Origin of the sequence: Brevundimonas sp. (genome assembly GCF_032055285.1) — a bacterium.
In the GTDB taxonomy this organism is placed as follows: domain Bacteria; phylum Pseudomonadota; class Alphaproteobacteria; order Caulobacterales; family Caulobacteraceae; genus Brevundimonas.
On the sequence record NZ_DAMBRE010000002.1, the window covers coordinates 428,453 to 450,518 of the forward strand.

Sequence of the window (22,066 nt, forward strand, 5' to 3'; positions counted from 1 at the left end):
GTCCTACCTCTTGCCGTACAGGGCCTTGGCGCGGCCCTCGAAACAATGGATCAGCTTGTCGACCGCCCGGTCGAAATTCGCCTGCAGCATCATGTCCAGCATGCGCGACTTGAAGGCGAAGTCGATGAAGAACTCCAGCCGCGTCCCTTCGGGATGGGGATGAAACTCCCAGCGGTTCTTCAGGTGCTTGAACGGTCCGCGGATCAGGCCGACCTCGACCTTGGGCGCGTGGATGTCATGGCGGACCCAGGTCGAGAACCGCTCGGTCAGGAAGGCGAAACCTACGCCCGCCTCGGCGTCCAGCAGACGAACACCGGGCGCCTCGTCCCGCTTGTTCCAGACCCGCATGGAGGTGATCCACGGCACGAAGGCCGGATAGGCCTCCACGTCCGCGACCAGATTGGCCAGTTGCTCGGGCGCATAGGGAAGGATGCGCGTAACGCGATGGACCGCCATTCAGGGCTTAACGCGCCGAGCGGCCTGCCTGCGCCTGACGCGCGGCCTTCAGACGGGCGAAATCGTCCCCGGCGTGGTGCGACGAACGCGTCAGCGGCGACGACGACACCATCAGGAAGCCCTTGGCGCGCGCGATGGCCTCATAGGCCTTGAACTCTTCGGGCGTGACGAAGCGGTCGATGGCGGCGTGCTTGCGCGTCGGCTGGAGGTACTGACCGATGGTGATGAAGTCGACCCCGGCGGACCGCATGTCGTCCATCACCTGCATGACCTCTTCCTTGGTCTCGCCCAAGCCGACCATGATGCCGGACTTGGTGAACTGGTTCGGGTCGCGCTCCTTGACCATCTGCAGCAGACGCAGCGAGTGGAAGTAGCGGGCGCCGGGGCGGATCTTCAGATAGAGGCGCGGAACCGTCTCGAGGTTGTGGTTGAAGACGTCGGGCGTGGCGTCGATCATGACCTCGGCCGCGCCGTCCTTGCGCAGGAAGTCGGGGGTCAGGATCTCGATGGTGGTGTTGGGCGCCTGCAAACGGATCTGGCGCACCACTTCGGCGAAGTGGGCGGCGCCGCCGTCGGCCACGTCGTCACGATCCACCGAGGTGATGACCACGTGGTTCAGGCCCATCTGCTGGACAGCCAGGCCGACCTTGGCGGGCTCTTCCGGGTCCAAGGGCTGCGGCAAGCCGGTCTTGACGTTGCAGAAGGCGCAGGCCCGCGTGCAGGTGTCGCCCATGATCATGAGCGTGGCGTGCTTCTGGCTCCAGCACTCGCCGATGTTCGGGCAGGCCGCCTCTTCGCAGACCGTCACCAGCCCCTTGGAGCGAACAATGTCCTTGGTCGCATTGTACTGGCCAGAACCGGGCGCCTTTACGCGCAGCCAGTCAGGCTTCTTCAGCACCGCCGATTCCGGGCGATTCTGTTTCTCCGGGTGACGCAGCTCGGAAGGCTTCTTCGTCAGGGTGTCGATCAGCGTGACCATAGCCGGCGGTCTGGCTCCTGTGCAGAAGGGCGGTATGTCGGCTTTCCGACCGCCAATGGCAAGCCACAGACGGTTTCAGCGATGGATATGCGACGTTCACGCGACGTTACGCATCTTTTCAAGGCGACCTTACGTCACTAGGTTCCGGCCTCTTGTAACCGAGAGGGCCGCTGAGAGCCCTCCGAAGGAGGACGTGCTTGCGGGCTGCCCTGGACCCCAAGGTCTATGATGAATCCCTGTTCGACGCGCTGATCGATGCGCGCGCCCGCTATGGCGACAAGGAGATCCTGGAAGACCAGGATCGTCATCCCCTGACCTATACCGGCCTGATCCGCGCCGCCTTCGTGCTGGGCCGCAAGATCGCAGCCATGACCAAGCCGGGCGAGCGCGTCGGCGTTCTGCTGCCGTCCAGCGCGGGCGTGGTCGTCACCTTCTTCGGCCTGCACGCCTTCGGCCGCGTGCCGGTCATGCTGAACTTCACCTCGGGCGAGGCCAATCTGAAGGCGGCGTTGAAGACGGCGGGCGTCACCAAGATCCTGTCGGCCAAGCGCTTCGTCACCCAGGCCAAGCTGGACGACCTGATGGAAGCCCTCGGCGAGGTCGCCGAGATCATCTGGCTGGACGACGTGCGCAAGACGATCGGCCTGGCCGACAAACTTTACGGCCTGAGCGCCGGCATGGCCCCGCGCCGCTTCCGCGTGAAGACCGATCCCGATTCGCCGGGCGTGGTCCTTTTCACCTCGGGCAGTTTCGGCGCGCCCAAGGGCGTGGTGCTAAGCCAGCGCAATCTGGTCGCCAACGCCCGTCAGGTTGCGGCCCATATCGACCTGAAGCCCGAATGGGTCATGTTCAACCCACTACCGACCTTCCACTGCTTCGGCCTGACCGGCGGCGTGATCCTGCCCTTGCTGCAAGGGATGAAGGCGTTCGAGTACCCGTCGCCGTTGCACGCCAAGCAGATCACCGACCTGTTGCCCCAGGTGAAGGCCTCGATCCTGTTCGCGACCGACACCTTCCTGAACCAGTATGCGCGCGTGGCCGAGCCCGGCGACTTCGCCACCCTCCAGTTCGCTGTCGCCGGCGCCGAAAAGGTCCGCGACGAAACGCGCCAGATGTTCAACACCAAGTTCGGCGGCGTCGAACTTTTGGAAGGTTATGGCGCGACCGAGGCGGCGCCCGTGGTCGCCGTGAACCACCCCGACCGCAACCGTCCCGGCACCGTCGGCCAGATCATGCCCGGCATGGAATACCGCCTGGACCAGGTCGAGGGCATCGAAGGCGGCGGTCGCCTGTATCTGCGCGGCCCCAACGTCATGGCCGGCTATATCTCACCCAGCAATCCCGAGGGCATCGAGCCGCTGGAAGGCGGCTGGCATGACACCGGCGACATCGTCGACATCGACGACGAGGGCTACATCACCATCCTCGGCCGGGTGAAACGCTTCGCCAAGGTCGGCGGCGAAATGGTCTCGCTTCTGGCGGTCGAGGACATGGCCGGCGCCGTCTGGCCCGAACATCGCCATGCGGCGGTTTCCGTACCCGACAGCAAGAAGGGCGAGCGTTTGATCCTGGTCACCGACCATGCCGGGGCCGAATCCGCGCGCCTGACGGAATGGGCGCGCGAGAACGGCGCGCCCGAACTGGCGGTCCCCAAGAAGATCATCAAGCTGGACGCCATTCCGGTCCTGGGCACAGGCAAGACAGACTACGTGGCTATCCAGAAGCTGGTCGAGGATGCGTTGAAAGCCGCCTGATAGGGACGCTTGCAGAGCCTGCGACTTCGCCTAACCTTCGCCTTTACGCCTTGCGTCGATCCGGTTTGCGGAACCGACGGTCGTGCGTCATCGGGAGGAAAGACATATGGCGAGTGCAGCGTCTATTTCGGGCTGGGCCCCGCGTTTCCAGAGCGTTCTGCGGATCGTGGCCGGGCTGCTGCTGCTTCAACACGGCGCGCAGAAAATTCTGGGCTTTCCGCCCGGCGGGCATGGCGGCGCGTTCGATGTTTCCAGCCTGTCCACCCTCGCCGGCTGGTCCGGCCCCATCGAGCTGGTCGGCGGCGTCCTGATCATCCTGGGCCTGTTCAGCCGCCCGACCGCCTTCATCCTGTCCGGCTTCACCGCCGTGGCCTACTGGATGGTGCATGCGCCGCAGAGCCCCTATCCGATCAACAACGGCGGCGAACTGGCGGCGCTCTATTGCTTCGTCTTCCTCTACCTGTTCTTCGCTGGTCCCGGCCCAATCGCCCTGGACAGCATGATGCGCGGCGGCCGTCGCCGCTAAGCAACTAGGACGGCGCCTGGATCAGCCGATCCGGGCGCCGGTCATCGAGATCGATCCGCCTTCGATGGCGTCTGTGAAGAAGCTGACCGTCTCGCCGGGTTCCTGCTGAGCCGCTACGTAGAGCAGCGGCAGATAATGCTCATCGGTCGGCACGCTGAGCTGCGCCTGTTCGGCCAGGTTCACCCAGTCGATCAGGGCGTCATGGTCGCCCGCGACGAAAGCGCGCTTCACCGCCTCGTTGAAGTCGATGGCCCAGTCATAGGGCTCGCCCCCCGCGCGCTTCCAGGTCCGCAGGTTGTGCACGAAGTCGCCGGAACCCGCGATCAGGACGCCCTCCTCCCGCAAGGGCTGCAGCTTCTTCGCCAGTTCATAGTGAGCCCGCGCGTCGATGGTGCGATCCAGCGACAACTGCACGATCGGCACGTCGGCTTCGGGCCAGACATGGGCCAGGACTGACCAAGTCCCATGATCCAGCCCCCATTGCGTCGTCTGTTGCGCGCCGGTCAGTTCCGCCACCCGGTCCGCCAGCGCAGGCGAACCGGGCGCGGGATACTGCATGGCGTGAAGTTCCTCCGGAAAGCCTCCGAAATCATGGATGGTTTCCGGCCGCTCCTGCGCCGTCACGCCCAGCCCGCGCGTCTCCCAGTGGGCCGAGACCATGACCACGCCCTTGGGCTTGCCGATCTCCTCTCCCAGCGCGCGCCAGGCGTCCGCATAGGAGCCGCCCAAGGCGTTCATCGGAGAGCCGTGACCGAAGAAAATGGCGGGCTGTCTCATGGCTTGACCGTGTTTGCGACGCTTATTGCGCCAATGACTGTTGCAGATCTAGTGCAAACCGTCGTTCCCGCAAGAGCTTACATATCCATCCGCCGCGCCAGCGGGCAGACGCGATCATAGAAGGCCTGATTGGCTGGCGCTCGACCGCCGCGCGACAGGATGAAGCGGTGCTCGACTACCATGGCCTGCTGCTCGATGTTCAGGCCCGTCCAATCGCACAGGTCGTCCAGCGGATAGGCGTAGGCGGCGGGACCGTCGCCCGCCCGCAGCTTGCTCGTCAACAGGTTCAGCCCGTTCTGGGCCTGCCAGACATGGACCAGCTCGTGAATGAAGACAGCCTGGGTCCGCAGCGGCGCGCGCGACAGGTCGAGCTCCAGCGTCTTCTTTGGCCAGACGATCCAGTCGCGCCCGAACCAACGCCCCGGCACGAAGGCCCGATCAAAGGGCCAGGGCGAACCCAGGAAGCGGATATCGTCCAGCCACAGCGCCGCGCCAAAGACCTCGCGCGCCAGCGCCGCCTCACCGTCCGCCAGCGGCCGTATCATTGCCTGTCCATTCCCAATGCCAAGGCTCGAACACATAGGGGGTGAAGCCAAAGCGGGACGCATTGGCCACCAGCCAGCGATAGGCCGGTCCCTGGGCCATGTGGCGGCGGCTCATGGGATCGGTCGAATCCACTCCCATGCCGGCGACATGGCCGACGTGAATGTCGATCGCCGTGCCTGTCCGATGCGGCGAACAGACGGCGCGGCGCACGCCGTCGCAGTTGCCCTGGGTCGCGCAACGGGCGGCGTCCGCCTCCGGGTCGCGAAAGCCCGAGAAGATCTGCATCAGTTCGGGATCGGCGGCGATGGCCGGCACCTCGGCGCGAGCGGCGGCGGCCATGCGACGATAGGCGTCCAGAACGTCGCGGCGCAACAGCCGCGTCATGCGCTGTGCGTGTTCCTCGGCGGGGTCTAGATAGCCCAGCATGTTGATCGGCGGCGGCTCAGGACATTCTCCTCTCACCCGCGCCATGACGAAGGGGCGGCGCTCCTGCCACAGGCCGCGGAACACCTGAAAGGTCGCCTGATCGAACTGCCCCGTCGCCATCAGGCCATAGCGCGACTGGAAGCCGGCCAGGGCTTCAGCGAAGGCCGGCGACGCCGGGTCGCACGGCGTGCCGATCTCGCGCTGGATCAGGGGCGTGTAGGTCTCCCAGCCCCATTCCGCTGATCCGAACGGCGACCATTCCAGGGTATAGAGCGAAATCCCGTTGGCCTGGGCTGCGCCGTCCCATGCATTGGTCGGCCGGTCGCAGATCTGGGCGTCGGCCTTGGCGGCACCCGCCCCGCCGAGAACCGCGAAGAAGGCCGCCGCTAGGATCGCAATTCGCACTGACATGACGTTAGCAGGCCTCAGGTCGCGCTCGACTGCAAGGCCGTCTTCGCCTGTTCGCGGAAAACCGGCATGGTGAAGCTGCGGCCGACTCAAGGCCGCTCACCCCGGACGCCCGATGTCATCTGTCTCCGCCGCTGACGCCCCACGTCGTTCCAACGCCGTTCTGGCCGCCTTTTCCGGCCCCTGCCTGCCGCTGGCGGCCTTTGGCGTGGCCCTGCCCGTCACCCTGCCGGAGTTCTACGCCACCCACGTCGGGCTGGAGCTGGGCGTGGTGGCCGCCGTCTTCATGGCGGTGCGGCTGATCGACATCGTCTTCGACCCCTTCATCGGCTGGGGCATGGACAAGACCAAGACTGCGTTCGGCCGCTATCGACCGTGGATGCTGGTCTCGACGCCGATCCTGATGTTGTCGGCGCTGATGATGTTCGTCCTGGTCCAGCCCGGCGCAGGCCCCGCCTATCTGTTCGCCTGGTTGCTGGTCCTCTACCTCGGCTTCTCGATCGGCACCCTGGGTCAGTTGGGCTGGGCGGCGGTGCTGGCGCCACAGTATGATCAGCGCAGCCGCGTCTATGGCTGGTGGCAGGTGTTCAACATCATCGGCGTCATCCTGATCCTGATCCTGCCGACCGTGGTGGTGAAGACGGGCATCGGGAACTACGCCGACGGCGTGCGGATCATGGGCTGGGCCATCCTGATCGCCTTGCCCGTCACTATCGGCCTGGCCATGATCGCCGTGCCGGAACCGGTCAACGTCGGCGCTGCGCCGCACGGCGGGCCGGGCGCCTATCTGGCCTTGTTCAAGATGAAGACGGTGCGCAAGCTGCTGATCGCCGACCTGCTTCTGGGCGTCGCGCCGGGCATCACCGGCTCGCTGTTGTTCTTCTTCTTCGGCCAGATCAAGGGCTACGACCACACCCAGGCGTCGCTGTTCATGCTGTTTTATTTCGTGGCGGGACTGGTCGGCGCGCCGATCTGGGCCTGGCTGGCGACCAGGATCGGCAAGGACAGGGCCCTGGCCGTCGCCAGCCTGATCTTCGCCGGCCTCTATATCGGCGCCACCCTGGTCCCGGGCGGCAACTTCGCCCTGACCGCCGTGGTCATGTTCATCGCCGGCCTGCCCTATGCCGCGGGCCTGTTCCTGCTGAGAGCCATGATGGCCGACGCGGGCGACGAGGTGCGGCTGGAAACGGGCGTGGATCGGACCGGCCTGATGTTCTCCATCCTGTCGGCCACGACCAAGATCGGCCATGTCGTGGCGCTGATCCCCTACCTGATCCTGCAATGGGTGGGGTTCAAGGCGCTGCCGGGGCCGGCGGGGAACAGCGAGTTTTCTCTGCTGATGCTGCAAATCCTGTTCATCGCCGTGCCGGGCCTGCTACTGGCGGGCGCCGCCTGGGTGCTGAAGGGCTATCCCCTGACGCCCCAGCGCCATGATGAAATCCGCGAGGCGCTGATGGCCCGCGACGCCGGGACCGCCTGAATGACCCACTCCATCGACCGCCTGAAGGAAATCATGGTTCGCCTGCGCGATCCGAACGGCGGTTGCCCCTGGGATGTCGAGCAGACCTTCGCGACCATCGCCCCCTATACGATCGAGGAGGCTTACGAGGTCGCCGACGCCATCGAGCGCGCCGACATGGAGGAGCTGAAGGTCGAACTGGGCGACCTGCTGTTCCAGGTCGTCTTCCACGCCCGCATGGCGGAGGAAGCCGGGCATTTCGCCTTTGATGACGTGGCCGACGCCATGGCCGACAAGCTGGTCCGTCGCCACCCCCACGTCTTCGGCGAGGAAGCCGCCAAGCCCAGCGGCTCGGCCCAGAAGGCGCGCTGGGAGGACATCAAGGCCGCCGAGCGCAAGGCCAAGGAACAGCACGGCGTGCTGGACGACGTGCCGGTAGGCCTGCCCGCCCTGACCCGCGCCGCCAAGCTGACCAAGCGCGCGGGTCGCGTCGGCTTCGACTGGCCCTCGACCGACGAAGTCTTCGACAAGCTGGCCGAAGAGGTCGAGGAACTGCGCGTCGAGATCGCCGCCGGCGACAAGGACAAGGCGCGCGAGGAACTGGGCGATCTGCTGTTCGTCGTGGCCAACCTGGCCCGCAAGCTGGAGGTCGAGCCCGAAGACGCCCTGCGCGCCGCCAACGCCAAGTTCGTCCGTCGTTTCGGCTTCATCGAGGCCGAACTGGCCAAGGACGGCCGCACGCCGGAACAGTCCAACCTGGCCGAGATGGACGCTCTGTGGGACGCTGCCAAGGCGGCTGAGAAGGCCTGATCTTGGCGGCTTTCGACCTCATCATCTTCGACTACGACGGGGTCATCGCCGACAGCGAACTGCTGAACAACGCGGTGATGGCCGAACTGCTCAGCGACATCGGTCTGCCGACCACGCTGGACGACGCTCTGGCCCTCTATCTCGGCAAGCGCTGGCTGGATTGCGAACCGATCATCGCGGAGCGTCTGAGCGCGCCGTGCCCACCCGGCGTTCATGCAGAATGGACCCGACGTTGTCATGAGCGCGCAGAACGCGAACTTGGCAGCGTGACCGGTTTCGAAGCCTTCCTGTCCGCCCGGCCCGAGCGCCTTTGCATTGCCTCCTCCAGTCCGCCGGACTGGATCAAGATGGGTCTGCACCGCTTCGCCGTCTACCCGATGTTCGAAGGCATGATCTTCAGCGCTGCGGTGCACGTCAGCCGCGGTAAACCGCACCCCGATCTGTTCCTTTTCGCAGCCGAAGCCATGAAGGCGGATCCATCGCGCACACTGGTCATCGAGGACAGTCCGACCGGGGTCCTGGCCGGCGTGGCGGCGGGCATGACCACGGTCGGACTATGCGCAGGCGGGCATATTCGAGACGGCCACGCTCGGACGTTGGTTGAGGCGGGCGCGCTCAAGGTGTTTGATAGTTATGCCGATCTGGCGGCCTGGATCGCGTCCGAGCCTCAGACGTAGCGCAGTTCCTGCAGGTCGACCTCGCGGATCAGCTTTCGCGCCGTCTCCTCATCGACCAGTCGCATCCGGCCCAGCCGCACCAGTTCGGCGCGTTCGGCCGCCAGACCCGATAGGCGCAGCTGGCGCTCGATCTCATCGGACTGGCGGGCCAAGACCACGTCGTCGCCCTCGACATGGATGCGGGTTTCTATCCGATGGCGATAGATCTCCATCAACCGCGCAGCCGTCTCGGCATAGAGGTCGGGGTTGCTCTTGCCCTCGGCCATAGCGTGCTGCGTGTCCTCAATGGCGCGCATGGCGGCCGAGGCGGCGGCGACACGGGAGCGGTCCTCCTCCTCCAGATGCGACGGCTCAGGCGGCAGTTCGATCCCCTTCAGCAGTCGCGGCAGGGCCACGGTGGCCAACAGCAGGGAGACGATGATCACGCCCGCTGCCAGGAAGATGGCCAGGTTGCGCGTCGGCATGGGCGTGCCGTCTCCGAGCACGAACGGCAGGGTCAGGATGCCGGCCAGGGTGATGGCGCCCCGCACCCCTGCCAGCGACATGACGGCCACCAGACGCAGGCCGACCTTGGGAGGCGCACGCTTGCCGCGCCTGCGGAACAGGGTGAACTTCAGCGAAGCCCACACCCAGACGAAACGCAGGGTCGCCAGCGCCAGGACAATGGCGACGACATAGACCGCCAGCCACCAGACTTCCTTGTGCTGGGTCGACTGGATGACCTCGGCGGCGCGGGCCATGATCGACGGCATCTGCTCGCCCAGGATGACGAAGATCAGGCCATTGGCGACGAACTGCACAGTATCCCAGACCACGGCGCGACGGATGCGTGTCGCCGCCATGGCCGAGCCCTGACGCTCGGTGAAGCTCATCGTCACGCCGGCGGCGACCGCCGCCAGAATGCCCGAGGCATGGACGGCTTCGGCCGCCAGGTAGGCGGCGAAAGGCATCAGCAGGCTGATCAGAATCTGACCGCCGACGTCCTCGCCCCAACGGCGGCTGATCCAGCCCTTGATCAGGCCGATCACCAGGGTGACGGCGACACCCAGGCCGATGCCCGCCACCGCCAGCCAGACAAAGGTTCCTACGGCGCTGCTCAGGGAAAAGGCCCCCGTCGTGGCGGCGATGACGGCGATCCGCATGCAGGTCAGGCCCGTCGCGTCATTCAGCAACGCCTCGCCCTCGAGGATATGCATCAGCCGTTTGGGTATGGGCGCTCGCGAAGCGATGGCCGACACGGCGATCGGATCAGTCGGCGACAGGATGGCCGCGAGCGCAAAGGCCACCGCCAGGGGCATGGCCGGGATCATCCAGTGGATCAGAAAGCCCAGCCCCACCACGGTGAAGACTACCAAGCCCAGCGCCAACTCCAGGATCACCGCCCGATCGCGCCGCAGCGCCTCCTTCGGGATGCGCCATCCGTCCACGAACAGCAGGGGCGGCAGGAACAGCAGGAAGAAGATATCCGGCTTCAGATCCACCGCTTCGCCGGTGATCAGCACGACCGCCGCCCCCAGACCGATCTGCACCAAGGGCAGGGCGATCCGCGTGATCCGCGCCACCCAGCCCGACAGGACAACGGCCAGCAGCAGGAACAGGACGGTCTCGATCAGATGCATGGGACTAGTCGATGATGTCCGGGTAGAGTCGTTCCAGTCGCCCCAGGGCCGAGGGATGCAGCCGCACGACCATATGGGTCCGCCCCTCGGCGTCCGTGTCGCGGAAGGTCACGCGGCCGTTTTCATAGAGCCAGGCCAAGGCCTCGCCCTGATGCGGTTCCAGCGTCAGCCGGGTTTCCGGGTCGTCGTCGATCAGGCCCGCGATGGCCTCGCGCAGGGTCTCGATCCCCTCGCCCGTCCAGGCCGAAACAGCCACCGCCTTGCCCTCGCGCGTCAGGCGTTCGGCCTGACCGAGAACCGCTTCGCGCACGTCGGCGTCCAGCAGGTCGATCTTGTTCCAGACCTCAAGGATACGCCGCGTCTTGCCTTCCGGCGTCGGGATCTGCTCCAGCACCGCCTCAACGTCCTTGGCCTGGGCGTCGCTGTCGGGCGATGCAATGTCGCGGACATGAAGGATCAGGTCCGCCTCGCCCACCTCTTCAAGGGTGGCGCGGAAGCTCTCGACCAGTTCATGCGGCAGGTCGGAAATGAAGCCCACGGTGTCGGCGATGATGGCTGGACGCCCCTGCGGTAGTCGGATGGTGCGCTGGGTCGTGTCCAGGGTGGCGAACAGCAGGTCCTTGGCGAAGACCTCGGAGCCGGTCAGCCTATTGAACAGCGTCGACTTGCCCGCATTGGTATAGCCGACCAGAGCCACCGACGGGAAAGGCACCTTCTTGCGCGCCTTGCGGTGCAGGCCACGCGTTCGGCGCACCTCTTCCAGTTCCGCCTTGAGGCGCACGATGCGGTCGGCGATCAGGCGACGGTCCAGTTCGATCTGGGTTTCACCCGGACCGCCGGTCGAGCCGGTGCCGCCGCGCTGGCGCTCCAGGTGAGTCCAAGTGCGGACCAGACGCGAGCGTTCATAGTCCAGCCGCGCCAGCTCGACCTGAAGTCGGCCCTCCTTGGTGCGCGCACGACGGCCGAAGATTTCGAGGATCAGGCCGGTGCGGTCGATGACCTTCACCTCCCACGCCTTCTCCAGATTGCGCTGCTGAACCGGCGACAGGTCGTCGTCGATGACCACGGCCTCGGCGTCAGCGGCGCGCACCAGGGCGGCCAGTTCCTCGACCTTGCCCGACCCGAACAGGGTCGCGGGCGTGGTCGAGCGCAGGCGCACGATCTCTTCGGCGCGCACATTAAGGTCCAGCGCGCGGGCCAGACCGGCGGCTTCCTCGAGGCGTTCAGAGGCCAGTCGCGGACTGTCCGAACGGCGATCGGGGTGGATGACGACCGCCCGGATCAGCGGAACGGCGTGGTCGATAAGTTTGGAGGTCAATCAGTCTTCTTCGGCGTCAGGCTCGTACATCTGCACGGGCGCGGACGGCATGATGGTCGAGATGGCGTGCTTGTAGACGAGCTGCGACTGGCCATCGCGACGCAGCAGCACACAGAAGTTGTCGAACCAGGTCACAATGCCCTGCAGCTTGACGCCATTGACCAGGAAGATGGTCAGCGGGGTCTTGGTCTTGCGGACGCTGTTGAGGAAGGTGTCCTGAAGGTTCTGTCGTTTGTCTTGCGACATGGCAGGTTGGTCCTGTTCTTGGTTCTTTTTCGCCGACGGAGACAGTCGGTGCGGACTCGTCGGTCCGCACACAACCTTAGACGCGGCCTCGCCGTCGCGGCAACGCCCTAAATGGCCTCTCGGCGCGCCTGTTCAAGATAGACCTCGCGCAGACGGGTCGCGACCGGACCCGGTTTGCCGTCCGCGATCTTCGATCCGTCCAGCGAGACGATGGGCATGACGAAGGAGCTGGCGGCTGTGACGAAAATCTCCTTGGCGCGCTTGGCTTCATCAACGCTGAACGGACGCTCGTCCAGTTCGATGCCCTCGACCTCGGCCAGTTTCAGGATGGCCGTGCGGGTGATGCCGCGCAGGATGTTGGCCTGGGTGTCGCGGGTGCGCAGCTTACCATTCTCGTCGACGATCCAGGCGTTGGTGGACGAGCCTTCCGTCACCAGCCCCATGTCGTCGACCATCAGGCACTCATAGGCGCCCTTCTCGCGCGCCGCTTGCTTGGCCAGGACGTTGGGCAGCAGGCCCACGGTCTTGATGTCGCAACGGCCCCAGCGGATGTCGGGCATGGTCACGCCCGCCGCGCCCTTCGCGGCCAGGGCTTCGCCCTTGGCCAGGTCGATGGTCTTGGACGTCACGATGACGCTGGGCGGCGTGTCCCTCGGGAAGGCATGGTCACGTGGCGAGGTTCCGCGGGTGACCTGCAGATAGACGATGCCGTTGCGTACCCGGTTGCGGCGAATGGTTTCCTTCAGCACTCGCTCGAGAGCTTGCGCCGTCATGGGAATGGGGATGCGAAGCTCGGTCAGGCTGCGGGCCAGGCGAGTCATGTGACCGTCGAAATCGGCCAGCTTGCCGTCAAACACCGACCAGACTTCATAGACGCCGTCGGCGAACTGGAAGCCGCGATCCTCGATATGAACCGTGGCGCCGTTGTGTGCCTGATAGGTCCCGTTGACATAGGCGATCCTGGACATCAGGCGCCCTCTCCTTCTTCGTCTTCGCCGCCCCGAGCGGGTGAAACGCCCAGCGACTTCAGTTTGCGGTGCAGTGCGGATCTTTCCATGCCGATGAAGGCGGCCGTGCGCGAGATATTTCCGCCGAAACGCATGATTTGCGCGGCCAGATAGTCCCGTTCGAACACTTCGCGCGCCTCTCGCAGCGGCAGGGCGATGATGCGATCCGATCCCAGGGCGGAGGCTCCGCCCGACGAGGCGACTTCCTGCGGCAGCATGTCGGCGGTGATGGCTTCATCAGGGTCGCCCGTCGCCAGGATCAGCAGGCGTTCGACGTTGTTCCGCAGTTGGCGAACATTGCCGGGCCAGGGATGGACCTGCAGAACGGCGAGGGCGTCATCGGCGACCCGACGATGCGGCAGGCCTTGCGACGCCGACAGGCTGTCGACGAAATACTCGATCAGTTCGCCGATATCCTCGCGCCGTTCGGACAGGGGCGGGACCCGAATCGGCACCACATTCAGGCGATGGAACAGGTCCTCGCGGAACCGGCCTTCGGCGATCTCGACCTTCAGGTCGCGTGCGGTCGATGTGACGACGCGGACATCCACCTGAACATCCTGCTCGCCGCCGACGCGGCGGAAGCGTTGCTCGACCAGGACACGCAGGATGCGGCTCTGGCTCTCGCGCGGCATGTCGCCGACATCATCCAGATAGAGGGTGCCGTTATGGGCGCGCTCGAACACGCCGATCTTGCGCGGGCGACCGTCGCCGCCCTCCTCGCCGAACAGTTCGACATCCAGCCGTTCTGGCGTCATGCCGGCGGCCGAGATGGCGACGAACTCTGACTTGGCGCGCGGACTGGCGTCGTGGATCTGACGCGCGACCAACTCCTTGCCCGAACCCGGAGGACCGGAGATCAGGACGCGGCTGTTGGCCGGCGCCACCTTGGCGATGGTGCCGCGCAGCAACTGCGCCGCCGCCGACTTCCCGATCAGGCCCGTCGGAGCCATGGTCTGGGCCCGCAGGCGGCGGTTCTCGCGCTTCAACGACGCGGCCTCCAGCGCGCGTTCGACCACGACCACCAGGCGGTCCGACTTGAACGGCTTTTCGATGAAGTCGTAGGCGCCGCGCTTCAGCGCGCTGACAGCGGTTTCGATATTGCCGTGGCCCGAGATCATGACGACCGGCAGGTCCTCGTCCAGACCCTTTACCACGTCCAGCAGTTCCAGTCCGTCCAGACCGCCGCCCTGCATCCAGATGTCCAGCACGGCCAGCGATGGCTTGCGCGCCCGGATCGCGGCCAGAGCCTCGTCCGAATTGGCGGCGACGCGGACCGAATGCCCCTCGTCCTCCAGCAGGCCCGAGACCAGTTCGCGGATGTCCGCCTCGTCGTCCACGACCAGAATGTCAGCACCAGTGTTTCGCATGACGCCTCTCTTACTCCGCCGCTCGCGCCGCACCGGGGGCGCGGTGAGCAGCCTTGCTGTCTTGGGTCAGGGGGAAGGTCAGGCACACGCGCGCGCCCGCCAAGTCTTCCGCGTCGGCCAGCTTCAGCTCGCCGCCGTGGTCTTCACAAATGCGCTTGACGATGGCCAGGCCCAGGCCCGTCCCCTTCTCTCGCGTCGTCACATAGGGCTCCGTCAGCCGGTCGCGATCCTTGGCCGGCAGGCCGATGCCGTCGTCCTCGATGGCGAAGGTGGCGATGCCGCCCTCGACCATCAGTCGGGCGATGATGCCCGTCGTACCGCCCGGCATCGGCACGCGCAGCCGCTTGGCGGCCACGGCCTCGCCCGCGTTCTTCAGGATATTGGCCAGGGCCTGCCCGACCATTCGACCGTCGCATTGCAGGACAACGTCCGGCAGGGGTTCGACCAGTTCGACACCGATGTCCGCCGCCGCGACGCGCTGGGCGAAGACCGCCTCTCGCAACATCTCGGCCGGGTTCTCGCGGGTGAAGCGCGGCGCCGGCATCCGGGCGAAGGACGAGAACTCGTCCACCATCCGGCCGATGTCGCCGACCTGGCGAATGATGGTCTCGGTGCAGCGGTCGAAGACCTCGACGTCGTCGCCCACCTGCGAGCGGTACTTGCGGCGCAGACGTTCCGCCGACAGTTGGATCGGTGTCAGGGGGTTCTTGATTTCATGGGCGATGCGGCGGGCCACGTCGCGCCAGGCGGCGTTGCGCTGGGCCGTCACCAGCCGGGTGATGTCATCGAAGGTCAGGACCATTTCGCCGCCCTGCCCCCCTTCGATACGGACCCGCAGACGACGGGTTTCGCCGTCGCGGCTGACGTCGATGTCTTCCTCGATATGGGCCTCGGCGCGCTCCGACAATTCGGCCAGTTCGGGCGCGACCTCGCCCAGTAGACGCCCCTGAACATCCGCCTCGCTGATCGCCAGCAACTGACTGGCGCTATCATTGATGGCCGAGATCCGGCCCAATCGATCCAGGCCGATGACCCCGGCGCTGACACCCGACAGTACCGTTTCGATAAAACGGCTGCGGCCCTGGGCGTCGTCGCTTGCGGCCTTCAGAGCGGCTTGTTGGGTCATGATGTCGCCGGTCATCCGATTGAAGGCTTCGGACAGGACGACCAGTTCGCTTGGCGCCCCCGTATTGTCGACGCGCGCGCTCAGGTCGCCGCCAGAGACTTGATCCGCCGCCTTCACCAGGCGACCAATGGGCGCCGAGATCGAACTGGCCGCCGACATAGCCAGCCAGACCGCGCCGACCAGGACCAGCAGCGCCGTCTCCAGATAGCTGAGGGCGAAGGCCGCCTGAATTCGCGCCCGGCTTTCCTCGGCCGCTCGATAGGCCGCGATGGATTCCTCGCCGTTGCGCATCCGCTGGATCAGCCCCGGCGCCAGCGGCCGCACGACATAGAGGTAGGCGTGGCCATAGTCGGGCAAGGGATACAGCGCCCGCACCATGTCCGGGTTTTCAGTAACCGTCGTCGGCGCGACCTCGCCGGCGGCCACCGTCTCGAAGGCCTCACGCGGCGGCGCGACATAGGGCGGAGCGCCGGGCTGTTCGCCGCTGGCGAGAACCTCCCCGTCGCTGTTCAGAATATAGAGGGCCGGATAGCCGAAAAAGTCACCGATCTGCGCCAGAGCCCGCGAGAACTGAATCCGGTTGTCGAACATTCCCCGAACGCCGCCTAGCTCGGTCGACATGGTTTCCAGATCGATCTCCAGCCCCGCGCCCACGTCGGCGACATAGGCCCGGCCGATCTCGGCGCCATTCTCGACGGCCGAACGGACGTTTGTGCTGAACCACTGATCCACGCCCCGATTGACCAGGACGCCGAAGACAAGCGCGATCAGAACAGCGGGAACAACCGCCACCAGGGAAAACAGGGTGACAAAGCGCAAATGCAGCCGTGCGCCCGGATCGTTGCGGTTCCGCGTCAGGCGCAAGACCCGCATGCCGATGACCGCTGCCAAGCCGCCGATCAGCACCAGGTTGGCGAGAAGAATGAACAGAACGAATTGGCTGGCCGCCGTGCGTGCGTCACCGCCAGCCGTCGCGCCGGGCGCGATCGCCACCAGCCAGATCGCCGCCGCTGTAATCAGGAAGGCGACGGCATAGGCCGCCACGAACAAGGCCCGGGCGCGACCGCTAGCCAAACGCCCCCAGAGCGAACGCTCGGGGTCGTGACCTTCAATCTGCGCGGCGGGATGGTCCGTCATCACCTCGCAGCTTCGACCAACTGTGGCAGGTTTTCAACACTAGAGTTGCTGAATTGATCCACCACAGGGCGCCAAAGCGCGGAAAGCGCCGCCTCGACCTCCTGAGGCGTCTCCAGGCGACACAGCCGCGCCTTGGCGGCGCGCCGTTCCAGCGGATCGTCGGGCCACGGCGCCTGTTCAATGTACCAGCCCAGGTGCTTGCGGAACATCTTCAGCCCCAGCGGCAAGCCGTAGAAGGCGGCCGAGGCCCTCAGATGCTCGACGACGATGGCCAGCCGCTCTTCACGGCCCGGTTCCTGCAACTGCGTACCGTCCGCCAGAGCGCGTTCGAGATGCGCCGCCAGCCACGGACGGCCATAGACGCCGCGCCCCAGCATCAGGGCGTCTGCGCCCGACTGCGCCAGGGCCTCCCGTGCCTGCTCCGCTGTGATGATGTCGCCGTTGACGATGACCGGGATGGAGACCGCCTTCTTGACCTCGGCGATCGCTTCCCAGTCGGCCACGCCGGTATAGAACTGCTTGCGCGTACGCCCGTGGACGGTGACAGCCGCCACACCAAGATCCTCGGCCCGCTGTGCCAGATGAGCGGCGTTGTGACTGGCCTCATCCCAGCCCAGACGCATCTTGACGGTGACCGGACGGCTCACCGCCTGAACGACCGCCCCCATGATAGCCGCGGCCCGCTCCGGCGTTCGCATCAGGGCCGAGCCGCAGGCCGCGCCGGTCACTTCCTTGGCTGGGCAGCCGAAGTTCAGGTCAATGATGTCGGCCCCGGCCTTCTCGGCCATGCGCGCGCCCTCAGCCATGGCGGCGGGATCGCCGCCGACCAACTGGATCACCGTTAGCGGCAGTCCGCCGCCCACTGCCGCGCGCCGCACCACGTCGGGCCGCCCGCGCGCCAGCTCGGCCGAGGCCACCATCTCCGTCGCGACATAGGCCGCGCCCAGCTTCGAGGCGAGCACGCGAAACGGCAGGTCTGTGATCCCGGTCATCGGGGCCATCAGCACCCGTCCGTCGATCCGCACGTCTCCGATTTGCAATCCTGCGTTCATGCCGCTCTTACCGCCGACTGTTGTGCCTCTCGTCAAGCGGAACTGGGGCGCTTAGAAGGCCGACATGGGATTTGCAGCAATCGTAGTGGCCGCCGGCTCTGGCTCTCGGGCGGGCGGAGACAAGCAGTGGCGGGCCGTCGGCGGCCGGCCAATGGTGCGCTGGTCGGTGGAGACTCTGCTGACTGCGGGAGCCGAATCTGTCGTCGTCGTGGTCGCGCCCGACGCTGAGGCGCGCGCGGCCGAGGCCCTCACAGGCCTGTCGGGCTGGCGAGCCGTCGCTGGCGGCGCCACGCGGGCAGCCTCGGTTCAAGCCGGCCTCGCCGCATTCGACTGCGCCGACGACAAGCCGATCCTGATCCATGACGCAGCGCGTCCCTTCCTGAACGCCGCCCTGATCAACCGTCTGCTGGGGGCGCTGGCCAACGCCGATGGCGCCCTGCCCGCCCTGCCTGTGGCCGACAGCCTGCGTCGCGGCGTCGACGGTCTGGTCGCTGGCGGAATCGACCGCGACGGCCTGTGGCGCGCCCAGACCCCGCAAGCCTTCCGTCTGAAGACCATCCGCGACGCCTACGCCGCCTGGGCCGACGCCGACGCCCCGACCGACGAAGCCGCCGTGGTCGAAGGCGCGGGCGGCCGCGTCCGCCTGGTCGAAGGCGACGCCCGTCTCATGAAACTGACCTACCCCGAGGATTTCGCCATGGCCGAGGCCCTGCTGCCCAAGACCTTCCGTATCGGCCAGGGCTATGACGTCCATCGGTGGGGGCCGGGAACCTCGATCTGGCTGTGCGGCGTCGAGATCCCGCACGACCAGACCCTGATCGGCCATTCCGACGCCGACGCCGGGCTGCACGCCCTGACCGACGCCATTCTCGGCGCCATCGCCGACGGCGACATCGGCGACCACTTCCCGCCTAGCGACCCGCAGTGGAAGGGCGCTTCGTCTGACCGCTTCTTGGTCTATGCCGCTGAACGCGTGGCCGCGCGCGGGGGGCGGATCGTCAATGTCGACGTCACCTTGATTTGCGAACAGCCCAAGGTGAAGCCACACCGCATGGCCATGCGCGAGCGCCTCGCGGACCTGCTGAAGCTTCCGCTGGACGCCGTCAGCGTCAAGGCGACGACAACGGAGGGCCTCGGCTTCACTGGACGCAGCGAAGGCCTCGCGGCCCAGGCGGTCGCATCGGTGGAATTGCCAGCCTAGGCTTTAGGTAGGTCGGCCGAAGCCCGCTCCAGCACGGCGGCGGGCGTTTCGCCGTCCCGCATCTCGGCCACACCGACGTCAAACTCGACCACGAAGGGCGACCGATCCTTGCCGGCGTCGAAGGCGGTGCAGGCGATGACTGCGGAAATCCGCTCCGCCGCCATCCGGGCGGCCCCGGCTCCCGTTGCAGGCAGCACCAAGGCGAAAAGCTCGGGGCCTAGGCGAGCTGCCGTATCCTCGACGCGCACCAGGCGAGACACCATGGCGCCGATCTGAGGCATGGCGCGGTCCAGCCATCCGCCGCCGCGTGCATGTACGACCGGCTCGCGCTCGGCCACCCGCAGGACGCAAACCGACAAGGCCCGATTGCGCGATCGTGCGCCCTCGGCCAGCCGCGCCAGATGCGAAGCGAACAGGTCGCGGGTGAACAGTCCCGTGGCGGGGTCCATCAGATCCGACCCGCGCACCGAATCCAGGGCCCGGCGAATGGCCTGACGGCGGCGATGGTTGCGCGCCAGGGCCAATACCCGCTCGGCGGTTTCATCCTCAGGGGTTTCGGCCGCCGCCACATCGGCAAAGCCCCGCCGGAACAGATCGGCCAGCCCGACCTCGGTCGCGCCGCGCAGGTAGAGCACCAAGGGAATATGATAGAGGCGCGTGTTTCGCTTCATTCCCGAAGCGATCGACAGGGCCGGCGCATGCTCCTGTCCCCCCCACAACACGGCGGCGTCAAAAGCCCGCTCATGCAAGTAGTCAAAGGCGGTATAGGGGGTCGGCGCGGCCACGACCTCGGCGCCTGCCGCCGACAAGGCGTTGGACATGGCCAGGAAGCGACGGTCTGCCGCCCCCGCCGTCAGGATCTGCAGGGGCGTTTCGCCAAGATCGGGCGCGTGCAGTGTTACGCCGTGAGCCGCAAAGGTCGCCTGCCTCAAGCGGAATTCTTCCTCGGCGATCCCTGCGCGCGTCAACTGCTCCAGCCGCAGGGCCGCCTGGGCGGGATGCGGTGCTGAAGACATCGTCAGATCGGCGTCATTGCCCCCGTCGTTCCCGATCATCAGGATCGGCAGATAGCGTGGCGCGGCGGCTTCACGCAGTTGCGTCATCACCGCTCGACCTTCCAGGCCACGCGATTCGACGATAGCGGCGTCGATCGTCAGATCCTTCAACGCCTGAACGGCGGCGTCAGGTGTCCGCGCCGTCATGGTGGACCATCCCAACTGGTCCAATCCCTCGCACAGAGGGCCGATCAGAGCGTCGTCAACAGCGACGACCAGCACGCGCGGATCGGAATCCAATAGTCTCTCCTAATTGGCCCGGTCGGTTCGCCCCCGACGCCGATTTCCAAGCCGTGGCGATGATACTGACGCCGCCCCCCATCTAGCAATGGGGCGGGAGCCAACCTGAGCTACATTCGTCCAGGTTGGGTGGGAATGAAGCCGCCGGGGTTTCCCCCTGCGCCAAATGGGGTTAATCGGTCGCTTTGATGACTGCCGAGGCTCAGGCTTGAATCCACAATCCCGATTGACGGCCCAACCCCTATTCTGGGGCAAGCTGGCGATTCGCGCCTTCACCCGTAGTTGGGGACGCGACGTCATGCTCTATACGGGCGGCGTCTCCTTCTTCGCCCTGTTGGCCGTCTTCCCCGCGATCGCCATCCTGATCGGCTTCTACAAGGTGGTCCTGTCAATTGGTCAGGTCAGTGAACAGGCGGCGGCCCTGGCCGATGTCGTGCCGCACGCGGCGCGGTCCATTTTCCTGAACGAGATCGACCGCCTGGCCAACGCCTCGGCGCGCACGGTGTCCGCACAGAGCGCCCTGGCCCTGATTATCGGCGCCTATGCCGCGCACCGGGGCTTCAAGGCCCTGCTGGCAGGGCTCAACCTGATTCACGACGAGACGGAGCCGCACGGCTTCTTCAAGTTCAACATGCTGGCCTTCCTCGTGGCCCTGGCCGCCTTCGTCCTGTTCACCATCGTCTCTGGCGCCGTCGTGACCTCGCGATTGATGGAGCATACCCATGCTCAGGATCCCGTTGGCCTGCTGGTCCTGCCGTTGGACGGCCTGTGGCCCGCCCTCGGCCTGTGGTTGGGCCTGGCCATGCTTTACCGCTACGCCATGTCTCATGCGACGCGCGTGGCGTGGAAACCGGCCGTTGTCGGCGGACTGATCGCCACCGTCATGTCGACTTTCTTCTCATGGCTGTGCGCCATCTATGTCGAACAGATCGCTCAACTGGGCGCCACCTATGGCTCGGTCGGCGCCGTGGTCGTGCTGCTGATCTGGCTGTCGTGGAACGTCAACGCCATATTCTACGGCGGCGCCTTCGCCACGGAGCTGGAAATCGCCTGGAAGCCCGAAGAACCCGAGATCGAAACCGGCGCATCGGTCGTCAACCTATCGGAACGGCGCCAATCTCGACAGTGATGCGCAGGACCCCGTCCAGCTCATCAATGCCGCACACGGTCCCACCCACTTCCCCCATCAGATAGGGCACGTCGATCCGCGCCATCGGATCGGTGGCCAGCAGGGTCAGTCGCGCCCCTGAAACCTGCCCCGTCATCGCCTTGCGCAGGCGCAGGCTAGGCACAGGGCAGCGGTGCCCTCGGGCATCAACAAGGATGGCCTCGGTCATGCGGCTACGGCATCCAGCAGCAGGGCCAAAGCCACCCGGACGCTTTCCAGCCTCACCGCCTCGCGCCCGACATCGCCAAAGCGCCGTTCAATGTGAACCACGCCGCCCCTGGGACCGACGGCCGCGAAATGCACCAGCCCGACGGGCTTCTCCATCGACCCGCCCCCCGGTCCCGCAATCCCTGTGACGGATACGGACGCCGTGGCCCGTGAATGATCAACCGCCCCTAGCGCCATCGCCCGCGCCACGGGTTCCGACACCGCCCCGAACTGGACCAGCAAACCCTCGGAAACAGCGAGAACCTCGGCCTTGGCTTCATTGCTGTAGGTGACGAAACCTCTGTCGAGAACGGCGGACGACCCGGCCACCGAGGTTAGCGCGCCCGAGACCAAGCCGCCGGTGCAGCTTTCCGCCGTGGCGATCATGACGCCGGCCTTCAGCGCCGCCTGGACCACGCTCGTGGCTGCAGCCTGTATATCTTCCGGGAACATGACTATGCGCTCCGTCTGCGAGTCGGTTTAAGCCTTCTGGACAGGGGGC

General features: G+C 66.2%; 22 protein-coding genes. 7 read left to right on the plus strand and 15 right to left on the minus strand.

The genetic code is table 11. From position 1 onward, the window contains the following. Window positions 1–3: 3 nt before the first annotated feature. On the minus strand, window positions 4–456 hold the full coding sequence (locus RTY13_RS07645) for a type II toxin-antitoxin system RatA family toxin (RefSeq protein ID WP_312782358.1): 453 nt from the start codon (window positions 454–456) through the stop codon (window positions 4–6). A 7-nt stretch (window positions 457–463) separates the two neighbouring features. Beyond that, complete coding sequence (gene lipA, locus RTY13_RS07650) at window positions 464–1,435, minus strand: lipoyl synthase (protein WP_312782360.1); 972 nt, start codon at window positions 1,433–1,435, stop codon at window positions 464–466. Window positions 1,436–1,632: 197 nt separating this feature from the next. Between lipA and RTY13_RS07655 the strand changes: the two genes are divergently transcribed. Further along, complete coding sequence (locus RTY13_RS07655; RefSeq protein ID WP_312782362.1) at window positions 1,633–3,189, plus strand: AMP-binding protein; 1,557 nt, start codon at window positions 1,633–1,635, stop codon at window positions 3,187–3,189. Window positions 3,190–3,295: 106 nt separating this feature from the next. Further along, window positions 3,296–3,715: a DoxX family protein gene (locus RTY13_RS07660; protein ID WP_312782364.1), complete on the plus strand. Its 420-nt coding sequence runs from the start codon at window positions 3,296–3,298 to the stop codon at window positions 3,713–3,715. A gap of 21 nt (window positions 3,716–3,736) precedes the next feature. On the opposite strand, the gene ygiD is transcribed toward RTY13_RS07660, so the two are convergent. The 3 genes from ygiD to RTY13_RS07675 form a co-directional block, all read right to left on the minus strand. Beyond that, entirely contained in the window at window positions 3,737–4,492 is a 756-nt protein-coding gene (gene ygiD / locus RTY13_RS07665; RefSeq protein ID WP_312782365.1) for a 4,5-DOPA dioxygenase extradiol, read from the minus strand. A 77-nt stretch (window positions 4,493–4,569) separates the two neighbouring features. Further along, complete coding sequence (locus RTY13_RS07670) at window positions 4,570–5,037, minus strand: hypothetical protein (protein ID WP_312782366.1); 468 nt, start codon at window positions 5,035–5,037, stop codon at window positions 4,570–4,572. Next, the gene (locus tag RTY13_RS07675; RefSeq protein ID WP_312782368.1) at window positions 5,012–5,875 is read right to left on the minus strand and encodes a D-alanyl-D-alanine carboxypeptidase family protein; all 864 of its coding nucleotides are present in this window, start codon (window positions 5,873–5,875) and stop codon (window positions 5,012–5,014) included. Before RTY13_RS07675 ends, RTY13_RS07670 begins: the two co-directional genes overlap by 26 nt. Before the next feature lie 112 nt (window positions 5,876–5,987). Between RTY13_RS07675 and RTY13_RS07680 the strand changes: the two genes are divergently transcribed. From RTY13_RS07680 to RTY13_RS07690, 3 genes are read left to right on the plus strand one after another with little or no spacing between them, the layout of a single operon-like run. Beyond that, window positions 5,988–7,352, plus strand: coding sequence for an MFS transporter (locus RTY13_RS07680; protein ID WP_312782370.1), 1,365 nt, complete (start codon window positions 5,988–5,990; stop codon window positions 7,350–7,352). After that, window positions 7,353–8,141 (plus strand): nucleoside triphosphate pyrophosphohydrolase, encoded by a 789-nt coding sequence (gene mazG, locus RTY13_RS07685; RefSeq protein ID WP_312782371.1) that lies wholly within the window; start codon window positions 7,353–7,355, stop codon window positions 8,139–8,141. It begins immediately after the preceding gene. 2 nt (window positions 8,142–8,143) lie between these two features. Further along, window positions 8,144–8,818 (plus strand): HAD family phosphatase, encoded by a 675-nt coding sequence (locus RTY13_RS07690; RefSeq protein WP_312782372.1) that lies wholly within the window; start codon window positions 8,144–8,146, stop codon window positions 8,816–8,818. Here the strand turns inward: RTY13_RS07690 and RTY13_RS07695 are convergent. The 7 genes from RTY13_RS07695 to dusB form a co-directional block, all read right to left on the minus strand. Beyond that, a complete protein-coding gene (locus RTY13_RS07695; protein WP_312782374.1) occupies window positions 8,809–10,437 on the minus strand; it encodes a Na+/H+ antiporter in 1,629 nt (542 codons plus the stop codon). The genes RTY13_RS07690 and RTY13_RS07695 overlap by 10 nt on opposite strands. A 4-nt stretch (window positions 10,438–10,441) precedes the next feature. Further along, window positions 10,442–11,755: a GTPase HflX gene (hflX, locus tag RTY13_RS07700; RefSeq protein WP_312782375.1), complete on the minus strand. Its 1,314-nt coding sequence runs from the start codon at window positions 11,753–11,755 to the stop codon at window positions 10,442–10,444. Then, window positions 11,756–12,001 (minus strand): RNA chaperone Hfq, encoded by a 246-nt coding sequence (hfq, locus tag RTY13_RS07705; protein ID WP_105563529.1) that lies wholly within the window; start codon window positions 11,999–12,001, stop codon window positions 11,756–11,758. It abuts the gene before it with no gap. 107 nt (window positions 12,002–12,108) lie between these two features. Further along, window positions 12,109–12,969 (minus strand): D-amino-acid transaminase, encoded by an 861-nt coding sequence (locus tag RTY13_RS07710; RefSeq protein WP_312782377.1) that lies wholly within the window; start codon window positions 12,967–12,969, stop codon window positions 12,109–12,111. After that, entirely contained in the window at window positions 12,969–14,378 is a 1,410-nt protein-coding gene (locus RTY13_RS07715; protein WP_312782378.1) for a sigma-54 dependent transcriptional regulator, read from the minus strand. Before RTY13_RS07715 ends, RTY13_RS07710 begins: the two co-directional genes overlap by 1 nt. A gap of 10 nt (window positions 14,379–14,388) precedes the next feature. Further along, window positions 14,389–16,641 carry a PAS domain-containing sensor histidine kinase gene (locus RTY13_RS07720; RefSeq protein WP_312782380.1) on the minus strand — a complete coding sequence of 751 codons (2,253 nt, stop codon included), beginning with the start codon at window positions 16,639–16,641 and terminating at the stop codon, window positions 14,389–14,391. After that, window positions 16,641–17,693, minus strand: coding sequence for a tRNA dihydrouridine synthase DusB (gene dusB, locus RTY13_RS07725; protein ID WP_312782381.1), 1,053 nt, complete (start codon window positions 17,691–17,693; stop codon window positions 16,641–16,643). The genes RTY13_RS07720 and dusB overlap by 1 nt, the downstream gene beginning before the upstream one ends. 64 nt (window positions 17,694–17,757) lie before the next feature. Between dusB and RTY13_RS07730 the strand changes: the two genes are divergently transcribed. Then, window positions 17,758–18,894, plus strand: a complete 1,137-nt coding sequence (locus RTY13_RS07730; protein ID WP_312782382.1) for a bifunctional 2-C-methyl-D-erythritol 4-phosphate cytidylyltransferase/2-C-methyl-D-erythritol 2,4-cyclodiphosphate synthase — start codon at window positions 17,758–17,760, stop codon at window positions 18,892–18,894. Here RTY13_RS07730 and RTY13_RS07735 read toward each other — a convergent pair. Further along, window positions 18,891–20,189, minus strand: coding sequence for a diguanylate cyclase domain-containing protein (locus tag RTY13_RS07735; protein ID WP_312782383.1), 1,299 nt, complete (start codon window positions 20,187–20,189; stop codon window positions 18,891–18,893). The two genes, RTY13_RS07730 and RTY13_RS07735, sit on opposite strands and share 4 nt — an antisense overlap. A 298-nt stretch (window positions 20,190–20,487) precedes the next feature. Between RTY13_RS07735 and RTY13_RS07740 the strand changes: the two genes are divergently transcribed. Continuing rightward, window positions 20,488–21,318, plus strand: a complete 831-nt coding sequence (locus RTY13_RS07740; protein WP_409450295.1) for a YihY/virulence factor BrkB family protein — start codon at window positions 20,488–20,490, stop codon at window positions 21,316–21,318. On the opposite strand, the gene RTY13_RS07745 is transcribed toward RTY13_RS07740, so the two are convergent. Beyond that, on the minus strand, window positions 21,284–21,526 hold the full coding sequence (locus RTY13_RS07745) for a sulfurtransferase TusA family protein (protein ID WP_312782386.1): 243 nt from the start codon (window positions 21,524–21,526) through the stop codon (window positions 21,284–21,286). The two genes, RTY13_RS07740 and RTY13_RS07745, sit on opposite strands and share 35 nt — an antisense overlap. After that, window positions 21,523–22,017, minus strand: coding sequence for a CinA family protein (locus tag RTY13_RS07750; RefSeq protein ID WP_312782390.1), 495 nt, complete (start codon window positions 22,015–22,017; stop codon window positions 21,523–21,525). The genes RTY13_RS07745 and RTY13_RS07750 overlap by 4 nt, the downstream gene beginning before the upstream one ends. Window positions 22,018–22,066 lie beyond the last annotated feature (49 nt).

What these genes read in the sequence shown, in the direction of transcription:
- dusB (WP_312782381.1), bottom strand. Translation starts at nt 17,693, where the DNA reads ATGAACGCAGGATTGCAAATCGGAGACGTGCGGATCGACGGACGGGTG.
- RTY13_RS07750 (WP_312782390.1), bottom strand. Translation starts at nt 22,017, where the DNA reads ATGTTCCCGGAAGATATACAGGCTGCAGCCACGAGCGTGGTCCAGGCG.
- RTY13_RS07675 (WP_312782368.1), bottom strand. Translation starts at nt 5,875, where the DNA reads ATGTCAGTGCGAATTGCGATCCTAGCGGCGGCCTTCTTCGCGGTTCTC.
- RTY13_RS07710 (WP_312782377.1), bottom strand. Translation starts at nt 12,969, where the DNA reads ATGTCCAGGATCGCCTATGTCAACGGGACCTATCAGGCACACAACGGC.
- RTY13_RS07670 (WP_312782366.1), bottom strand. Translation starts at nt 5,037, where the DNA reads ATGATACGGCCGCTGGCGGACGGTGAGGCGGCGCTGGCGCGCGAGGTC.
- RTY13_RS07645 (WP_312782358.1), bottom strand. Translation starts at nt 456, where the DNA reads ATGGCGGTCCATCGCGTTACGCGCATCCTTCCCTATGCGCCCGAGCAA.
- RTY13_RS07720 (WP_312782380.1), bottom strand. Translation starts at nt 16,641, where the DNA reads ATGACGGACCATCCCGCCGCGCAGATTGAAGGTCACGACCCCGAGCGT.
- RTY13_RS07745 (WP_312782386.1), bottom strand. Translation starts at nt 21,526, where the DNA reads ATGACCGAGGCCATCCTTGTTGATGCCCGAGGGCACCGCTGCCCTGTG.
- RTY13_RS07740 (WP_409450295.1), top strand. Translation starts at nt 20,488, where the DNA reads ATGCTCTATACGGGCGGCGTCTCCTTCTTCGCCCTGTTGGCCGTCTTC.
- RTY13_RS07660 (WP_312782364.1), top strand. Translation starts at nt 3,296, where the DNA reads ATGGCGAGTGCAGCGTCTATTTCGGGCTGGGCCCCGCGTTTCCAGAGC.
- RTY13_RS07715 (WP_312782378.1), bottom strand. Translation starts at nt 14,378, where the DNA reads ATGCGAAACACTGGTGCTGACATTCTGGTCGTGGACGACGAGGCGGAC.
- lipA (WP_312782360.1), bottom strand. Translation starts at nt 1,435, where the DNA reads ATGGTCACGCTGATCGACACCCTGACGAAGAAGCCTTCCGAGCTGCGT.
- RTY13_RS07680 (WP_312782370.1), top strand. Translation starts at nt 5,988, where the DNA reads ATGTCATCTGTCTCCGCCGCTGACGCCCCACGTCGTTCCAACGCCGTT.
- ygiD (WP_312782365.1), bottom strand. Translation starts at nt 4,492, where the DNA reads ATGAGACAGCCCGCCATTTTCTTCGGTCACGGCTCTCCGATGAACGCC.
- RTY13_RS07730 (WP_312782382.1), top strand. Translation starts at nt 17,758, where the DNA reads ATGGGATTTGCAGCAATCGTAGTGGCCGCCGGCTCTGGCTCTCGGGCG.
- hfq (WP_105563529.1), bottom strand. Translation starts at nt 12,001, where the DNA reads ATGTCGCAAGACAAACGACAGAACCTTCAGGACACCTTCCTCAACAGC.
- mazG (WP_312782371.1), top strand. Translation starts at nt 7,353, where the DNA reads ATGACCCACTCCATCGACCGCCTGAAGGAAATCATGGTTCGCCTGCGC.
- RTY13_RS07695 (WP_312782374.1), bottom strand. Translation starts at nt 10,437, where the DNA reads ATGCATCTGATCGAGACCGTCCTGTTCCTGCTGCTGGCCGTTGTCCTG.